The organism is Streptomyces sp. NPDC001770 (genome assembly GCF_053596135.1).
The window spans coordinates 30,469-47,123 of sequence record NZ_JBSFFN010000032.1; the positions used below are offsets into that span (position 1 = coordinate 30,469).

Here is a 16,655-nt window from a genome sequence, read left to right on the forward strand (position 1 = left end):
GGCGGTCGGCGTCGGCTTTCCGGCCTTCGGTCTCGGCCTGCATGCCCTGGGCGCAGAGTCTGACGACGGGGTTGTCGGGGTCCACGGTCTCGCTTTCGGTGCGTGGGCGGAGGGGCGGATGCTTCAGGTCGCGGGCGGGGTGTCGTGGACCGGCATGACCAGGGTGGTGAAGCTGCCCTGGTCGGCGGAGCGGACGACGACGGGCCCGTCCGGCGAGGAGACCTCCAGCAGGACGTCGGGGCCGACGCCCGCGTCGAGCGCCGGCAGGAGGACCGCCGGATCGAAGGCGACGCGCACGGGCGGCCCGGTGCAGAGGGCGGCCGGTGCGGCGCTGACCGTGCCCCGGGAGGCGACGGTGAGCCGCTGCCCGTCGGTCCGCAGGGTGACGGGCCCGTCGTACGCGTCGGCGACGACCGCCGCACGCAGGGCGGTCCGGTCCGCGACGATCCGGTGGTGCGTGGCCGGCAGGCCCTCCAGGATCATCCGGTAGTCGGGGAAGGTCCCTTCGACGGCAGCCAGGTCGCGCACCTCGTCGGTCGCGCCGTGGAGCCGTACGCCTTCTCCGTCCACCTCGATCCCGAGGTCCGGCAGCCGTACGGCCCAGGCAGCGAGGTCCCGCGCCTGCGCCGCGCCGAGCAGGAACCCGCAGGCTTCCCCCTCGACGGAGGCGGAGGAGGGCCGCAGGGCGCGGACCGCCAGCCGGTAGCGGTCCGTGGCGACGAACCGCACCTCCTCGCGCGCGAGTTCGACCAGGACGCGTCCGAGTACCGGGAACTCCTCGGACGCGCGCCCCGACGCCACCGCCGGAACGACCTGCCGGACCGCACTGGCCAGCTCCGCCCCGCCGATCCGCGCCGTGGCCCGGGGCGGGCCGCCCGGCAGGTCCCGGAGGATCTCCTCGATCGCCGACCTGGCGGCCTCGGCGGACTCGCGGGCCCTCCTGGCGTGGGCCTCGAGTGCGGCGCGGGCTTCCGCGCGGTTCCCGCCGAGCACCACCGAGGCGTCGGTGAGCGGCATCCCGGCTTCGCGCAGCCGCCGCACCAGGACCGCGCGGGATTCCTGCGCCCGGGAGTAGTAGCGGTAGCCGGTCGCGGCGTCCACGTGCGCGGGAGGAAGCACGTCGCAGTCGTCGTAGAAGCGCAGGGCACTCGGAGCCAGGCCCACCCGGCGGGCGAAGGCGCCGATGCTCATCAGTGCGTCGGTGTCGTCCATGGGCGCGATTGTCGGCTCTCAAGCGGCTTGAAGGTCAAGAGGTCGCGTCTCCCGCTGGGAGCGCCTGCCGCCGTAAGGGGTGGCGCCTGCCCCTCGATCCGTAGGAGAGTGCGCGCAGGCGCTGGTCACCGCAGGGGTGCGTCGCCGAAGAGGTGGGGGTACGCGGTGGGGGTTCCGGCGGGAGCACGGATGTCGAGGACGGCCCGGCCGGCCCTGGTGGCGGCCGTGCTGGTGGTGGCCGGATGCACGAGTGGGGGCGGTGCGGAACCGGAGGACACCATGGCACCGAAGGCGAAGGCGTATCTCACCTCCGCGCTGGACCTGATGGAGAAGCACTCCCTGCTGAAGGCCGAGGTGGACTGGCCGAAGGTCCGCCGGGACGCCTTCGCCCATGCGGCGAAGGCGCGGACGCCCGCCGAGACGTACGGGCCGATCCGGCAGGCTCTGCGGGACCTGGGCGACCGGCACAGCACCTTCCTCGATCCGCAGGACGTCGCCCGGACCCGGGACGCGTCCGCCGATGACCTGATGCTCCCCGAAGGACGCCGCCTCCCCGGTGGCATCGGCTATCTGATGCTGCCTCCGGTCGCCTCCGACGAGGTGGCCGCCCCGTACATCCGCTCGGCCCGCTCCACCGTCGCGGGGATCGACGAGGAGGGTGCCTGTGGCTGGATCGTCGACCTGCGGGGCGAGACCGGCGGGGACATGTGGCCTCCGCTCGCCGCCGTGGGACCGATCCTCGGCGACGGGGAGGCCGGCGCCGGCGTCTACGCGGACGGCCGGAGGGAACCCTGGGCCGTCCAGGACGGTACGCCCAGCGAGTACGTGGACACCTGGGGGCCGGCGACTCCTCTCGCCCGGCCGCTGCCGCCCGTCGCCGTCCTGACGAGCCGTAGGACTTCGAGCGCCGGCGAGGCCGTGGTCATCTCCTTCCTGGGGCGTCCGGGCACCCGCACGTTCGGGCAGGCGACCACGGGGGTTCCCACGGCGAACTCCGCGTACCGCCTGTCCGACGGTGCGATGGTCGTCGTGACGGTGGCCCGCGAGGCCGACCGCACCGGGCGCGTGCACGACGGGCCGCTCACGCCCGACGTGGAGGTCCCCGAGACGCGCGGGCAGGACAAGGCCCTGAAGGCCGCCACGGCCTGGCTCTCCGCCCAGAAGGCCTGCCGCTCCTGAGCCGTCGGCCACGGTCCCCGAACCGGCTGCCGCTCCCGAGCCGTCGGCCGTGTCCCGCGAACCCGCTGCCGCTCAGCGCGGGCGCGGTCCGACGACCAGGTCGGCGCGGTCGCGTCCGGCCTCGACCAGCCGGGCGTTCGCCTCGTCCGACCCCGCCACCCACCGCTCGGCGTACGGCCTCGGCTTGCCGAACCGTACGTGCCGGTCCACCAGCCTCCGCACGCGTACGTCCGGGTCGGCGTCCAGGTACCAGACCTCGTCGAGCAGCCCGCGCACCGGGGCCCAGGGCCCCTCGTCGTGGAGGAGGTAGTTCCCCTCGGTGACGACGAGCGGGGTGGTGGGCTCCACCGCGACGGACCCGGCGATCGGCTCCTCCAGCGCCCGGTCGAAGGCGGGGGCGTAGACCGTCTCGCCCTCTGCCGCCGCGTACGCCGGGGCGCCGCCCCCGCCCTCCTCGCGCAGCCGTCGCAGCAGCGCGGCGTACCCGGCGGCGTCGAAGGTGTCCGGCGCGCCCTTGCGCGCGGCCCGCCCGAGCCGTTCCAGTTCGGCGCCCGCGAGGTGGAAGCCGTCCATGGGGACGAGTACGGCGGTGCCCTCCAGTGCCTCGACCAGAGCGGCGGCGAGGGTCGACTTTCCGGCGCCGGGCGGCCCGGCGATCCCCAGGATCCGGCGGTGACCGGGGACGATGAGGGACCGCGCGCGGGCGGCGAGCGGGGCGAGGTCGTACGTGTCCATGGGGGCATTCTGCGGGCCGATGCGACGCCCTCGTTAGTGTTACGTATAACGGGAGCCATCCCCACACCGCCACGAGGAGCCGAGATGCCGCACATCGCCCTGACCACCCTGGTCGTCCACGACTACGACGAGGCCATCGCCTTCTACCGGGACGCCGTCGGCTTCGAACTGGCCGAGGACACCGACCGCGGCGACGGAACGCGCTGGGTCGTGGTCCGCCCGCGCGGCTCCGGGGCGGCGGGTACGGGCCTGCTGCTGGCCCGCGCGAAGGACGGGGAGCAGCGGGCGGCGGTCGGGGCGCAGACGGGCGGGCGGGTCGGGTTCTTCCTTCACACCGAGGACTTCGCGGGGGACCACGCGCGCATGACGGCGGCCGGGGTGCGGTTCCTGGAGGAGCCGAGGCACGAGGCGTACGGCTCGGTCGCGGTCTTCGAGGACCTGTACGGCAACCGCTGGGACCTGCTCCAGCCCGCGTGAGGACGCGGGGTGCGGGGAGTCATGCCCCGCCCCCGGCCCGTGCCCTTCGGCGCCCTGCGGGGACGGCCCGGCGGGGTCCCGGCGAACCGGGCCGGCGGATCGCTCCGCGCCCCCGCCGGAGCTTGATAGCGTCGCCCCCACGCGACTGCGGAACGCTCCCCGCCCCGGTCGCCGGCCGGCCCCGCGCGTCACCGGAACGGGCCTGCGCGCACGCGGGTTCGGGGACGGTCGCCGCAGGACGAAAAGGGCCCCGGGCATGAGCCTCGCGCAGTTGCACTACACCTCGGCCGCTCCGGGGGACGAGGGGACGGTGGGACGGTTCACCGCCGTCGCCCACGGGATACCCACGGCACTGCTCTCGGAGATCGAACCCCTGCTGGGGTACGAGCCCCCGAGGGACGTGCCGTTCCTCCCCACGGATGCCGAACTCCGCTCCATGCCACAGGCGTTCAGCTTCACCCACCTCTCGGACGGCAGCAGGCTGCTGGCCCGGGCGGTGCCACTGGCCGCGCCGGGCGGGTCCGGTGACCTCAGGTTCCACACCCACGCCGTGCTGCTGCCGGCCGGGGCGCGCCTGCCGGGCGACCGGCTGCCGATCGCCGCGTGGCGCTCGCCCCGCTGGGTGTCCGTCACCCCGGGCGGAGCGGTACCCGACCCGCTCACCTCGCCGCACGCCGACCCCGGTCTCGAGCGTGAGGCCCTCGGCGACTTCGCGGTCTCCCGGGGCCCGTGGCTCGCCGCCGTCTTCGCCGATCTGCGGCGCGTACGGGTGGAGAGTGCGTCGGGGCCCACGGCACCGGTGGCGCTCGTGGAGCGGCAGAGCGAGGACGTGGCCCGCTGGATCGGCCTGGCCTCCGCGGTGCTGCCGCCGGACCACGCGGAGCGGTTGACGTTCACCACGTACTCCCGGCGGCCCTCGCTCGCGCCGCAGCAGGTCGTCGGCGTGCTCCCGGAGGACGCCCATCTGCTCGACGCCGCCGAGGTCCGGGTGCACGTGTGCGGCGCCCCGAACGGCCGCCCCTCGCCGGCTTCCGGTGACGCCTGGGCGGAGACGGCCGCCCGTGTCTGGCGCAGCCGGGCACCCGAACTCTTCGACAGGGCACGCGTGTTGCATGGCGAGCCGTTCGCCGCGGGGCCGTTGGCCGTCACCGCACTCTGCGCCGGTATCGCTCTGGGGCCCGACGAGCGTTCCACTGCGGCCGACTGGGCGGCGGAGCGGCCGTACGCACTGGACGAGGAGCAGACCCGCAAGCTGGTCGACGCACTGACCGCACCCGGGCTCGACGACCGCACCGGCGCCGAATTCGACGCGGTGGGGCGGCTGTTCGGCGCACTGGACGGAAGGTCTCCGGCCGCCACGACCGCCCCGCTCGCCGCGATGCTGGTGACCGAGGCGGTACGCGGCGGCAACGGCTCCCTCGTGCTCCCCGACCGGAGCGCCTTCGCGGGTCCCGAGGGCAAGGCCGTCTCCGAGGCGCTCGCACCGGAGATCCTCGCCGAACTGGGCGGTGCGGGGGCCGCCTTCGACATCGCGCGGACGGTCCAGCTCCTCCGGGTGGCAAGGCTCCTGGGCGTCGACTGCGCGGAGCTGCTGCCCGCCGTCGTGGAGCGGGTCGCCCCCGCGCTGCCGGCCGCCTCCGGCTTCTCGTGGGGCCCGGCCCTGCTGGAGCTGCTCGACGAGCAGTTCGACGTGCGGACCGCGCTGCTGGTGGCGCTGGACCGGATCGCGCCGGACGATCCCGCTGCCATGGAAAGGCTGTTGGGGCAGGTACCCCTCCCGTTCACCGGGACGCAGTCGCTGCCGCATCTGCGGATGTGCGCCGAGTCGCGGGCGATCAGGGCGAGTTGCGGAGACGACCGGGGCGCCGCGCTCGGCCGGGTGCTGCGGACCGCCGGAATCTCGCCGTTCGCCGAGCCGCTGGTGCTGCGCTCCGCCGTGGGACTCGTCTGGGCGGACCGGGGGCCGACGGCCGGGGAGGCCCGGATGCTGCTGGAGGCTGCCACCTCGGACGCGCACCGCAGTGCGGCCACCTGGTCGCATCTGGTCGGCGCGGCGCTCGGCGCGGCGGCCGACGACGCCGACGCGGCCGATCTGGCGCACGATCTGCTGCGCGGCTTCCCGCACCAGATCGTGGGCCGGGAGCGCGGGGCTCTGCTGCTGCTGGACTTCGCCCGCGCGATGCGCGCGGCCGGGGCCGCCCCGGAGGCGGACGGGGCACCGGTGCCGCCGCCGGACGAGGCCGCCGCCGGGGAGGGCTGGGCGGCACGGCTGCTCGCCCTGCGCCCGGCCGCGGAACCGGTGGAACCGGGCGTCCTGGAGCATGTCTCCGGCGCGCTCGCCCGCTGCCTGCTGGCGCCGGGGCGGCCGGAGGAGGAGCTGTACGCCTTCGTGCACACCGACGACCCTGACCTGCTCGCCGCCTACGGCAGGGCCGCGCGGGAGGAGCCCGTACTCGCCCGGCTGCGGTCCGACCCCGCGTTCGCCGCCGACTGCTATCTGACCTGGAGTGCCCATCCGCACGCGGGTGCCCACTGGGCCCGTACCAGCGGCGCCCTGCTGGACGAGGTGCTGCGCCCCGCCGTGCGCGAGCTCTCCGCGGCCGGGGTCCAGGCGGTCGAGGAGGCTGTCGGGCGGGCCGGCAGCAGCGGCCGGACGGAGGCGTTCCGCTCCTGGAACCGTCGGCCGGCGGGCCCGCTCGGCCGGATCGGCCGTCGTCTGGCGGGCAAGGTGCGCCGCACCTGAGGAGCGGGCGGGGCCGGGTCACCGAGGGGTCGCGCGGATGTCAGGCGGCTCCGCGGATGTCACGCGCACCCGGTCCGAGGTCAGGCGGACGCCGCGGCGGCTCCGGGATCGCGCCCGAGGAAGCCCACGAACCGGTCCATGGCCGGGGCGTCCTCGGCGACCGGCACGATCTCGCCGAACGCCTGCCCCTCGCCCCGGAACCGCGGTGGCAGCGTGACCCGCGCGCGTTCCAGCACCTGCGCCGCCTCCTCCTCGGTGAACGGGACCGGCTGCCCGGTGGCGACGGCGAGGTCCCAGCCGTGCCCCAGGTACTCCATGAGTGCCATGTCGAAGACCATCGGGCCGGGCAACTCGCCCTTCATGACGCGCACCTGACGGTCGAATCCGTGGGTCCGCCAGCCGGCGACCAGCCCCGCGGCGGCGGTCCGGAACTCGCCGGCCGGATCGTCCCCGCAGACGTGGTCCGCCGGGTCGCCTTCGTACGCGCGGTCCTCGCACCCGGCCTCGAAGACCCGGAGCCAGCCCACGAGATGGTTGCGCAGCGCCTCCACGTCGTACGACTCGCAGGTGGTCGGCCGGGAGAGCTGGTCGGGCCGGACGCCTTCGACGAGGTCCCCGGTCTTGGACAGAATTCCCGCAAGGAGATCGATGTCGCTCATGGGCGGGACTCTACGAGCCCGTGGGGCGGGGCCGGGAGCGGCGCCACCGGCGAATCGCCCGACGCCCCGTCAACGGAAGGCCGTGCCGCACTTCGAACCCGCATGTGTGAGGTGGCCGGACCGGGGTAACGGCTGAACACCAGCCCCGCACCCCGCGCGCACGGCTCCGTACGTTTCCTCTCCGGCGCGGGCGAGAAGGCCACTGCGACGAGAAAGGCGACTGCCGAACGATGCAGAACACGACTGACTCCACCCAGTGCGTTCCGGCCATGACGTACACCCTGATGCTCGAAAAGGTCCGCTACGACGGCGCGTACCCGACCCGGGAACGCGCCGAAGAAGCGGTACGTCTCGTACTGGGCGGTCTCGGCGGGCAACTGGCCGGGGACGAGCGGGAGATCCTGGCGTCCCGGCTTCCGGAGGAGGCCGCCGCCGTCTTCCTCGCCGCCAGACCTGAAACGCCTCTCACCGGGCGCGACTTCGTCACCTCGCTCGCTCTGGCGAGCGGCGCGAGCACCGCCACCACCCGCTGGGACACGGGCTCCGTCCTGACCACGGTGGCCCAGCTCGCCGGTCCCGACCTCCTCGCCCGGTTGCTCCAGGCGCTCCCCCAGGGGTACGCGCTCCTCTTCGGCCGCGCGGAGCTCGCCCGCGCCGCCTGACCCGCTGACCCGCTGACCCGCTGACCCGCGCGAGCCGCCTGACCCGGTCCGGCACCCCCAGGACAGAGACGCACGGCCGCGCGAGGGGCGCGGCGACGGACTCCGGCCGTCCCCCTCGCGGCGGCAGCGCCCCCTCACGGGCCCGCGTGACGGCCACCACCGAACCCTGCCCCGACATCGGGGTAGGGTTTTCGGTGTGGTGCGGGTACGCTCCGCGCGTCCGCGCCACCGCACCGGGGCCGACGCCGCCCCCGGTGGAGGTCCGGTCCCGCGAGGTTCCGTGCCGGGAAGAGCAGGGCGCGCGTGCCGTGGACCCGCCGCTGCCTGTCCGTCCCGTGCCGTTCGCGCCCGGCCCCGGTCCGCACGGATCCTCCCTGGTCCGTCCGTTCCCCCTCTGCTTCCGGTCCCGGTCACGGGCCCGACCGCGGGGTGCCGTCCCGGTGCTCCACGCCCTGACGCACGCCCCCGGCCGGCCCGACCCGGTGGTGTGCCCGAGCACGACAGGTTCCCGCTGCCTTGTCCTTCACCGTCCCCCCTGTCCCCGCCGTCTCCGCAGGGTCCCCGGCCGGGCGGCTGCGCGCCCTGAAGCCCGACTGGCTGGGCGACCCGAAGGTCTGGCGCACCGAGGTGCTGGCCGGTCTCGTGGTCGGCCTCGCGCTGATTCCCGAGGCGATCTCGTTCTCGGTCATCGCCGGGGTCGATCCGGCGGTCGGCCTGTTCTCCGCCTTCACCATGGCCGTGGTGATCTCCGTGGTCGGCGGGCGCCGGGCGATGATCTCCGCCGCCACCGGTGCGGTGTCCCTGGTGGTCGCGCCGCTCAACCGTGAGCACGGCTTCGGCTTTCTGGTCGCCGCCGTGATCCTCGGGGGGGTCTTCCAGATCGTCCTGGGGGCGCTGGGGGTGGCGCGGCTGATGCGGTTCGTGCCGCGCTCGGTGATGGTCGGCTTCGTGAACGCTCTGGCGATCCTGGTCTTCATGGCGCAGGTCCCGGAGATGCGGGACGTGCCCTGGGCGGTCTACCCGCTGATCTTGGCCGGTCTGGCGCTGCTGGTGTTCTTCCCGAAGGTCACCGCGGTCGTCCCGGCCCCGCTGGTCTCGATCGTGGTCCTCACCGCCTTCACCGTGGCGGCGGGGATCGCGGTGCCGACCGTGGGCGACCGGGGCGAGCTGCCGTCGTCCCTGCCCGTGCCGGGGCTGCCGGACGTACCGTTCACCCTCCACACACTGACGACGGTGGCTCCGTACGCACTCGCGATGGCGCTGGTCGGCCTGATGGAGTCGCTGATGACGGCGAAGCTGGTCGACGAGATCACGGACACCCGCTCCGACAAGACCCGCGAGTCGGTCGGCCAGGGCATCGCCAACATCGTCACCGGTTTCTTCGGCGGCATGGGCGGCTGCGCGATGATCGGCCAGACGATGATCAACGTGAAGGTGTCCGGGGCGCGCACCCGGCTGTCGACCTTCCTCGCCGGCGCGTTCCTGATGGTGCTCTGCATCGCCTTCGGGCCGGTCGTCTCCGAGATCCCGATGGCCGCCCTCGTCGCGGTGATGGCGATGGTCTCGTTCGCCACCTTCGACTGGCACTCCATCGCCCCGAGGACGCTGCGGCGGATGCCCGCCGGGGAGATCGCCGTCATGGTGGTCACCGTGGTGGTCGTGGTCGCCACCCACAACCTCGCCATCGGTGTGGTCGTGGGCTCGTTGCTCGCGACGGTGGTCTTCGCCAAGCGGGTGGCCCATGTCGCGGACGTCACCGCCGTCACCGACCCGGACGGCGCCACCGTGGTCTACCGGGTGACCGGGGCGCTCTTCTTCGCCTCGTCCAACGAGCTCGTGGGCCGCTTCGACTTCGCGGGGGACCCGGATCGGGTGGTGATCGACCTGTCCGCCGCGCACGTCTGGGACGCCTCGTCGGTGGCCGCCCTGGACGCGATCACCGCCCGGTACGCCCAGCGTGGCAAGGCTGTCCGGATCACCGGGCTGAACGAGCCGAGCGCCCGTCTCCACGAGCGGCTCAGCGGAGAGCTCGCCGGGGGCCACTGACCACGGCCACCCCCACCTGGGTACGCGAGAAGGGCCGGAGCCACCCGGCACCGGCCCTTCTCGCGTACGTACCCGGTGACGGGCGGGCCGTCAGGCGTCGGGCGTCAGTTTCAGGGAGATGGAGTTGATGCAGTAGCGCTGGTCGGTCGGGGTCTCGTACCCCTCACCCTCGAAGACGTGGCCGAGGTGCGAGCCGCAGCGGGCGCAGCGCACCTCGGTGCGGACCATTCCGTGGCTGGTGTCCGCGATGAGCTCGACCGCGTCGGTGTCCTTCGGGTCGTAGAAGGACGGCCAGCCGCAGTGCGACTCGAATTTCGTGTCGGAGCGGAACAGCTCGGTCCCGCAGGCGCGGCAGGAGTAGACGCCTTCGGTCTTGGTGTCGGTGTACTCGCCCCGGAAGGCGGGTTCGGTACCGGCCTGGCGCAGTACCGCGTACTCGGCCGGGGAGAGCTCTTCCCGCCACTGCTCGTCTGGCTTCTCGATGTCGTACGGCACGGTGGCTCGCTCCCTCACTTCGACAGCTGGTCCAGGATGTGCGGGCCGAGGTCGGTGACGTCGCCCGCTCCCATGGTGAGAACGAGATCACCCGGCTTCGCCATTCCCGCGACGACCCCCGGGACGTCCGCCTTGTCGTGCACGGCGGTGACGTCGGCGCCGGCCGCCCGGGCGGCGTCGATGATCAGCGCGCTGGTGACGCCGGGAACCGGGTCCTCGCGGGCCGGGTAGATGTCCAGCACGACGGACGCGTCGGCGAGGGCGAGGGCCTGGCCCATCTCCGTACCCAGCTCCTGGGTACGGGAGAAGAGGTGCGGCTGGAAGACGACGAGGATGCGGGCGTCGGCGGCCGCGCCGCGCATGGCCTCCAGGTCGGCGGTCATCTCCGTGGGGTGGTGGGCGTACGAGTCGATGACCTGGACGCCTGCGGCCTCGCCCTTGAGCTGGAGGCGGCGCTTGACCCCGGTGTACGTACCGAGGGCGGAGGCCAGGTTGTGCGCGGGGATGCCGAGGGCGACGCCGGCGGCGAGGGCCGCGACGGCGTTGTGGGCGTAGTGGCGGCCGGGCACGGAGACGGTGAAGGTGAGGAACCTGCCGTTGAGCAGGACCGTGACCTCGCTGGTCAGGCCGCGCGGGGTGACCTTGTGGACGCGCACGTCGGCGGACTCGGACTCGCCGTAGGTGACGATGTTGAGGTCGGTCCCGGCGTTCTCGCGCAGCCGTCGCGTGAGCTCGACGGCGCCGGGCTGGTCGGCGGCGACGACGAGAGTGCCGCCGGGGGTGATCTTTCCGGCGAACTTCTCGAAGGACTCGTAGATCTCGTCCATCGAGGCGTAGTTGGCGTGGTGGTCGAGCTCGACGTTGAGGACGATCGCGACCTCGGGGTCGTACTTCTGGAAGCTGCGGTCGCTCTCGTCGGCCTCCGCCACGAAGATGTCGCCGCCGCCGTGGGCTGCGTTGGTGCCCGGACCCTCCAGGTCGCCGCCGATGGCGTACGAGGGGTCGAGGTTCAGCGTGGAGAGGGCGACGGCCAGCATCGACGTGGTGGTCGTCTTGCCGTGGGTGCCGGCCACGGCGATGGCGCGGGTACCGGTCATCAGCGAGGCGAGCGCGTCGGAGCGGTGCACCACCGGGACGGAGAGTTCGGCGGCGCGCACCAGCTCCGGGTTGTCGGCGCGGATGGCGCTGGAGACGACCACGCAGGTCGCGTCGGAGGCCAGGTGGGCCGCGGCGTGACCGATGTGGACGGTCGCCCCCAGCGCGCGCAGCGCCTCGGCGGTGCCGGACTCCTTGACGTCGCTGCCCGCCACCTCGGCGCCCCGCTGGGCGAGGATCTTCGCGATGCCCGACATCCCGGCGCCGCCGATGCCGATGAAGTGCGGCCGTTCCATGGCGGCAGGAATACCGGGTGCCATGCGTGTTCTCTCCCTGAAGTCGGTCGTGGTGCCGGGTCGGCCCGGCACCGGTGCCCAGCCTATTCGCTGTGCGCGAAGAGCTTGAGCACCGGGACGCCGACCTTGTGGCGGGCGCGGGAGGCCCAGTCGCGGTGGAAGAACTCCTCCACGTAGTGCGGGGCGGTCAGCACGATGACCTCGTCGGCCTCCGCGTCGTCCACCACGGTCTTGAGGGTGTCCAGCGGGTGGTCCTCCACGACCTGGCCGACCGCTTCGGAGCCTGCCGTCCGCAGGGTGCGCAGTGAGTGTTCGAGGGCGAGGCGCGCGGGTTCGAGCGCGTCCTTCCCCTCGGGCTCCTCGCCCTCCCGGGCGGCGTCCCGCAGCTCGCCGAGCGCCACGTCGTCGATCGCGCGGAGCAGCACGTCGGCCTGGTCGCCGCGCGGCTGCATGAGCACGATGAACGAGATCCGCTCGTCGCCGTGGAGGGTCGTGACGAAGTCGACGTCCTCGGGGGTGAGCGGCTTCTCGATCATCAAAACGCTTGTGAACACGACGGGCGCCCTTCCGCTTCTTCATCCGGCCGGCCTCGTGGAGGCCGCTGCTGAAACCATCCTTCCCCGTGATCGCACGGAGATTGCAGAGGTAAGTGTGCCCAGCGGAAGACAAGCGGAACGGTAAATTCCGTTAAGAGTCGGCGGATGTCCCGGCTGCCCGGGGACACGTCCGGTACCGCCTCAGGGGCGGCGGTACCGGGTGAAGAGGAACCCGTCCTCCTCCAGCAGCCCCGCCAGGGCGAAGCGTTCCGGGACCGGTACGGACGGGCCGCCCGCGATCCGCTGCGCGTCGCCCGCCGTCAGTACCGGCGAGACGGTCAGGCAGAGCTCGTCGAGGACACCCGCGGCGACGAACTGGCCCAGCAGCCGGGGCCCGCCCTCCGTCAGCTGCCGGGTCAGGCCGAGGGCGGCCAGTTCCCGGACGGCTCGCGCGGGGTCGACCCGGGTGCCCTCACCGGCGACCACCACCCGGGCCCCCGCCTTCCCCGCCGCGGCGACCCGCTCGGCCGGCGCGGCCGACCCGGTGAGCACCAGCGTCGGGACCAGCGGCTCGGTGTAGAGCGGAGCCGAGAAGTCCAGGTCGAGGCTTCCACTGACCACGGCGACGGCGGGCGCGGGCGACTGCCCGGCCGCCGTTCGCCGCGCGGCGAACGCCTCACGGGCGCGGGCGGGCCGGTACCCCTCCGTACGTACCGTTTCGGCGCCGGCGATCACGACGTCGGCGAGGCCCCGCAGGGTGCCGAAGATCCGCATGTCCGAGGGGGACGAGATGGCCTGCGAGCGGCCGTCGTGCTGGGCTGCGCCGTCCAGGGTGGTGACCATGTTGGCGCGCAGCCAGGGCCCCGGGCCGGCCGGGTAGGCGTACGCCTCGGCGAGCTCGTCGAGACTCCACTCGCGGTCGTCGGCGCCGGCCGGGGCGGGGGCGGCGGTGACTGTCAGGTCCGTCACAGGGAACAGGCTTCGCATGTCAGGCAGTGTGGCACGGCCCTTAAGGTTGACAGTTGTGTCGTCCTCCACCACCGCTCCGGGGGAAAACTCCCTCTCCGGCGCGGCTCCGCTGTCCTTGTGCGCCCGCCGGCCGCACGTCCCCGCCGATCGTCTGGTCGCCGAGATGGTGCCGCCGCCGCGCTTCGATTCGGTGCGTTTCGCCACGTACGTCCCCGATCCGACCCAGCCGAGCCAGAGCGAGGCCGTCACGGTGCTCGGCTCCTTCGCCGCCGGTCTCGGCGGGGCGTACGCGTCGGGAGAGGGCAGGCGGAGGTGGTTCGCGAAGAAGCCCGCCGCCCCGACCGGTCCGCGCGGGGTCTACCTCGACGGCGGCTACGGCGTCGGCAAGACCCATATGCTCGCCTCCCTCTGGCACGCCACCCCCGCCGAACCGGCGCTGAAGGCGTTCGGCACGTTCGTGGAGCTGACGAACCTCGTCGGCGCGCTGGGTTTCCAGCAGACCGTACGGACCCTGAGCGGGCACCGGCTGCTCTGCATCGACGAGTTCGAGCTCGACGACCCGGGCGACACGGTGCTGGTCTCCTCGCTGCTCAGCAGGCTGGTGGAGGCGGGCGTCGCGCTGGCGGCGACCTCCAACACGCTGCCGGGCAAGCTCGGTGAGGGCCGGTTCGCCGCCGCCGACTTCCTCCGCGAGATCCAGGGGCTCTCCGCGCACTTCCGTCCGCTGCGGATCGACGGCCAGGACTACCGGCACCGGGGCCTTCCCGAGGCCCCGCCACCGTTCGACGACGAGCAGGTCACCAGGGCCGCATACGCCACCGCCGGAGCCGCGTTGGACGACTTCCCCGCGCTCCTCGGCCACCTGGCCGAGGTGCACCCCAGCCGGTACGGCGCCCTGACGGACGACGTGAGCGCGGTCTGCCTCACCGGCGTGGTGCCGGTGCCCGACCAGTCGACGGCGCTGCGTCTGGTGGTGCTCGCCGACCGGCTGTACGACCGTGAGATCCCGGTCCTCGCCTCGGGCATACCTTTCGACCGGCTGTTCAGCGAGGAGATGCTGAACGGCGGGTACCGGAAGAAGTACTTCCGGGCCATCTCCCGGCTGACGGCACTGGCCCGGGACGCCAAGGGGCTGGTCCGCACCTGACGATTCCCGCCGTGCGGACGGTGGCCGCCGATCCGACGCGCATGGTCGGACACGGCCTGGTGGCGCAGTAGGTTCGTGGGGGTGACGGCGCGACTCCTCCGGGTGGCCGCGTCGTTCACCGGTTCCGCGGCACATGAGGTACCGCGGAACCGCGCGACCGCGCACACCGTTTTCCGAAGGGATTCACCATGGCTACCACGCGTCAGGCGCACACGGTCTGGGAAGGCAACCTGCTGGAGGGCAAGGGTGTCGTCACCCTCGACTCGTCCGGTGTCGGCGAGTTCCCCGTCTCCTGGCCCTCGCGCGCCGAGCAGGCCAACGGCAAGACCAGCCCGGAGGAGCTCATCGCCGCCGCGCACTCCAGCTGCTTCTCGATGGCCCTCTCCAACGGTCTGGCCGGCGCGGGCACCCCGCCCACCAGCCTGAACACAAAGGCCGAGGTGACGTTCCAGCCCGGCACCGGCATCACCGGCATCCACCTCACGGTCGAGGGCCAGGTTCCCGGCCTGGACGAGGCGGGCTTCGTCAAGGCCGCCGAGGACGCCAAGGCCAACTGCCCGGTCAGCCAGGCGCTGTCCGGTACGACGATCACCCTGACGGCCACCCTCGCCTGACCGGCCGTCCGGCCCCGGGCCGCCGCCGCCCCCGGCTTTTAGGGGGTGGCGGCGGCCCGCGCGGCCGGTCACTCCCACGTCGGCCGTCGGGCCACCGGTCGCACACCGTCGGCCACTCCCGGCCCCAGGCCGGCCCCCGCCTCCGTAACACCCGCGTCATCGCACGGCCGCACGTTCTCAAAGAACGGCTGGCTCAATGCACTCCAACGCAGCGACCTGCACAGGAGGGCATGACATGGACGTATCAGACCCCGCACCGGTCCCGCCGAGGGAACGGGACGTCCATCCGGTCGACCGGCGCCCTTCCCCGGGCAGGCTCGCCGCCTTCGGTTTCCAGCACGTGCTCGTCATGTACACCGGCTGCGTGACCGTGCCGCTGGTCTTCGGCGGCGCCGCCGGGCTCGACATCTCGACCATCGGCCTGCTGATCAACGCGGACCTGCTGGTGGCCGGCGTGATCACGCTGATCCAGTCCCTCGGCATCGGCAAGGTACTCGGCGTACGGCTGCCGGTCGTCACGGGCGCCACGTTCGCGTCGGTGACCCCGATGATCCTGATCCAGGGCGAGTACGGCATGCGGGCCGTGTACGGGTCGATGCTGGCGGCCGGGCTCTTCGGGCTGCTGATGGCCGTGCCGTTCGCGCGGCTGGTCCGCTACTTCCCGCCTCTGGTGAGCGGCGTGGTGATCACCGTCATCGGCCTCTCGCTGATCGGCGTGGCCGCCGGGCTGATCACCGGCAACGACCCGGAGGCCGCCGACTACGCGTCGGGGACCCGGCTCGGGCTGGCCGCCGGGGTGATCGTCTTCATCGTGCTCTTCAGCCGCTTCGTCAAGGGGTTCGCCGGGCAGATAGGCATCCTGATCGCCCTGGTGGTCGGCACGGCCGTCGCCGTCCCGCTGGACCTCACCGACTTCTCCGGCGTCTCCGACGCGGACTGGCTGGGGCTGGCGACCCCCTTCCACTTCGGCTCCCCGGAGTTCCCGGTGTCCGCCGTGGTCTCGATGTGCGTGGTGATGCTGGTGATCTTCACCGAGTCGACCGCGACCATGCTGGCGGTGGGCGAGGCGACCGGACGGCCCCTCACGGACAAGGACCTGGCCCGCGGCCTCGCGGCTGACGGCCTCTCGGGCGTGCTCGGCGGGGCGATGAACTCCTTCCCGGACACCCTCTTCTCGCAGAACGTCGGGCTCATCCGCCTCACCCGGGTCTCCAGCCGGTACGTCACGGCGGTCGCGGGCGGCCTCCTGGTCGCACTCGGCCTGGTCCCGAGGCTCGGCGAACTGGTCGCCGCGCTGCCCGGCCCCGTGGTGGGGGCCGCAGCCCTGGTGCTGTTCGCCACGGTGACCATGGTCGGCGTGAACACCCTGCGCCGGGTGGACCTGGACCGGGGCCAGAACCTGACGATCGCGGCGGTGGCGCTGGGGATCGGGCTGCTGCCGGAGATGTCCGAGGGCATCTACGCGAAGTTCCCGTCCTGGGTCCAGATCGTGTTCGGCAGCGGCATCACGGCGGCGGCGTTCACCGCCTTCCTGCTGAACCTGCTGTTCCACCACACGCCCTGGGGGCGTACGCCCTCCGGGACGGAAGGCACACCGCCCGCACCCGCGAAGGAAGCCGAGCCGGTCGCGGAGGGGGCCACGTCGGCCGATCGGGGCGCTCCGAGCGCCGCGCAGATCACCTGACCCATATAAATCATATTGTCCTATATTTTCCGTGCGTGAATACCTCACCACGGAAAGTCCCAGCACGGAAAATTTCGCCTCCGGCCGGCCTTGCCTGTCTCGCCGG

At 73.2% G+C, this 16,655-nt stretch carries 16 protein-coding genes; 8 read left to right on the top strand and 8 right to left on the bottom strand.

The features are described from left to right. Positions 1 to 123: 123 nt before the first annotated feature. The gene (locus ACWCSV_RS25630) at positions 124 to 1,212 is read right to left on the bottom strand and encodes a DNA polymerase III subunit beta family protein (RefSeq protein ID WP_451145967.1); all 1,089 of its coding nucleotides are present in this window, start codon (positions 1,210 to 1,212) and stop codon (positions 124 to 126) included. A gap of 125 nt (positions 1,213 to 1,337) precedes the next feature. Continuing rightward, positions 1,338 to 1,493: a hypothetical protein gene (locus ACWCSV_RS25635; RefSeq protein WP_451145969.1), complete on the bottom strand. Its 156-nt coding sequence runs from the start codon at positions 1,491 to 1,493 to the stop codon at positions 1,338 to 1,340. Here ACWCSV_RS25635 and ACWCSV_RS25640 point away from each other — a divergent pair. After that, positions 1,492 to 2,391, top strand: coding sequence for a S41 family peptidase (locus ACWCSV_RS25640; protein ID WP_451145971.1), 900 nt, complete (start codon positions 1,492 to 1,494; stop codon positions 2,389 to 2,391). The two genes, ACWCSV_RS25635 and ACWCSV_RS25640, sit on opposite strands and share 2 nt — an antisense overlap. A 72-nt stretch (positions 2,392 to 2,463) precedes the next feature. On the opposite strand, the gene ACWCSV_RS25645 is transcribed toward ACWCSV_RS25640, so the two are convergent. After that, entirely contained in the window at positions 2,464 to 3,126 is a 663-nt protein-coding gene (locus tag ACWCSV_RS25645) for a nucleoside/nucleotide kinase family protein (protein ID WP_451145973.1), read from the bottom strand. A gap of 84 nt (positions 3,127 to 3,210) precedes the next feature. On the opposite strand from ACWCSV_RS25645, the gene ACWCSV_RS25650 reads away from it, so the two are divergent. Beyond that, positions 3,211 to 3,603, top strand: coding sequence for a VOC family protein (locus ACWCSV_RS25650; protein WP_451145975.1), 393 nt, complete (start codon positions 3,211 to 3,213; stop codon positions 3,601 to 3,603). Between the two features lie 256 nt (positions 3,604 to 3,859). Next, positions 3,860 to 6,346: a GTPase-associated protein 1-related protein gene (locus ACWCSV_RS25655; protein ID WP_451145977.1), complete on the top strand. Its 2,487-nt coding sequence runs from the start codon at positions 3,860 to 3,862 to the stop codon at positions 6,344 to 6,346. 80 nt (positions 6,347 to 6,426) lie between these two features. Here the strand turns inward: ACWCSV_RS25655 and ACWCSV_RS25660 are convergent, their stop codons facing one another. Then, positions 6,427 to 7,005, bottom strand: coding sequence for a TIGR03086 family metal-binding protein (locus tag ACWCSV_RS25660; RefSeq protein WP_451145979.1), 579 nt, complete (start codon positions 7,003 to 7,005; stop codon positions 6,427 to 6,429). A 230-nt stretch (positions 7,006 to 7,235) separates the two neighbouring features. Between ACWCSV_RS25660 and ACWCSV_RS25665 the strand changes: the two genes are divergently transcribed. Both ACWCSV_RS25665 and ACWCSV_RS25670 read left to right on the top strand, forming a co-directional pair. Beyond that, positions 7,236 to 7,667: a DUF2267 domain-containing protein gene (locus ACWCSV_RS25665; protein ID WP_451145981.1), complete on the top strand. Its 432-nt coding sequence runs from the start codon at positions 7,236 to 7,238 to the stop codon at positions 7,665 to 7,667. A 516-nt stretch (positions 7,668 to 8,183) separates the two neighbouring features. Continuing rightward, positions 8,184 to 9,713, top strand: coding sequence for a SulP family inorganic anion transporter (locus ACWCSV_RS25670; protein WP_451145983.1), 1,530 nt, complete (start codon positions 8,184 to 8,186; stop codon positions 9,711 to 9,713). Between the two features lie 90 nt (positions 9,714 to 9,803). Here ACWCSV_RS25670 and msrB read toward each other — a convergent pair whose 3' ends face one another. From msrB to ACWCSV_RS25690, 4 genes are all read right to left on the bottom strand, one after another. Next, positions 9,804 to 10,208, bottom strand: a complete 405-nt coding sequence (gene msrB, locus ACWCSV_RS25675) for a peptide-methionine (R)-S-oxide reductase MsrB (RefSeq protein WP_451145985.1) — start codon at positions 10,206 to 10,208, stop codon at positions 9,804 to 9,806. Positions 10,209 to 10,222: 14 nt separating this feature from the next. After that, on the bottom strand, positions 10,223 to 11,623 hold the full coding sequence (murC, locus tag ACWCSV_RS25680; protein WP_451145987.1) for a UDP-N-acetylmuramate--L-alanine ligase: 1,401 nt from the start codon (positions 11,621 to 11,623) through the stop codon (positions 10,223 to 10,225). A 59-nt stretch (positions 11,624 to 11,682) separates the two neighbouring features. Beyond that, positions 11,683 to 12,135: an indole-3-glycerol phosphate synthase gene (locus tag ACWCSV_RS25685; RefSeq protein WP_451146084.1), complete on the bottom strand. Its 453-nt coding sequence runs from the start codon at positions 12,133 to 12,135 to the stop codon at positions 11,683 to 11,685. Positions 12,136 to 12,336: 201 nt separating this feature from the next. After that, positions 12,337 to 13,122, bottom strand: a complete 786-nt coding sequence (locus ACWCSV_RS25690) for a pyrimidine reductase family protein (RefSeq protein WP_451145989.1) — start codon at positions 13,120 to 13,122, stop codon at positions 12,337 to 12,339. 37 nt (positions 13,123 to 13,159) lie between these two features. Here ACWCSV_RS25690 and zapE point away from each other — a divergent pair, with 37 nt between their 5' ends. From zapE to ACWCSV_RS25705, 3 genes are all read left to right on the top strand, one after another. After that, complete coding sequence (zapE, locus tag ACWCSV_RS25695; RefSeq protein ID WP_451145991.1) at positions 13,160 to 14,251, top strand: cell division protein ZapE; 1,092 nt, start codon at positions 13,160 to 13,162, stop codon at positions 14,249 to 14,251. Between the two features lie 188 nt (positions 14,252 to 14,439). Further along, positions 14,440 to 14,865, top strand: coding sequence for an OsmC family protein (locus tag ACWCSV_RS25700; RefSeq protein WP_450773315.1), 426 nt, complete (start codon positions 14,440 to 14,442; stop codon positions 14,863 to 14,865). 235 nt (positions 14,866 to 15,100) lie between these two features. Continuing rightward, positions 15,101 to 16,549: a nucleobase:cation symporter-2 family protein gene (locus ACWCSV_RS25705; RefSeq protein ID WP_451145993.1), complete on the top strand. Its 1,449-nt coding sequence runs from the start codon at positions 15,101 to 15,103 to the stop codon at positions 16,547 to 16,549. Positions 16,550 to 16,655: the final 106 nt, after the last annotated feature.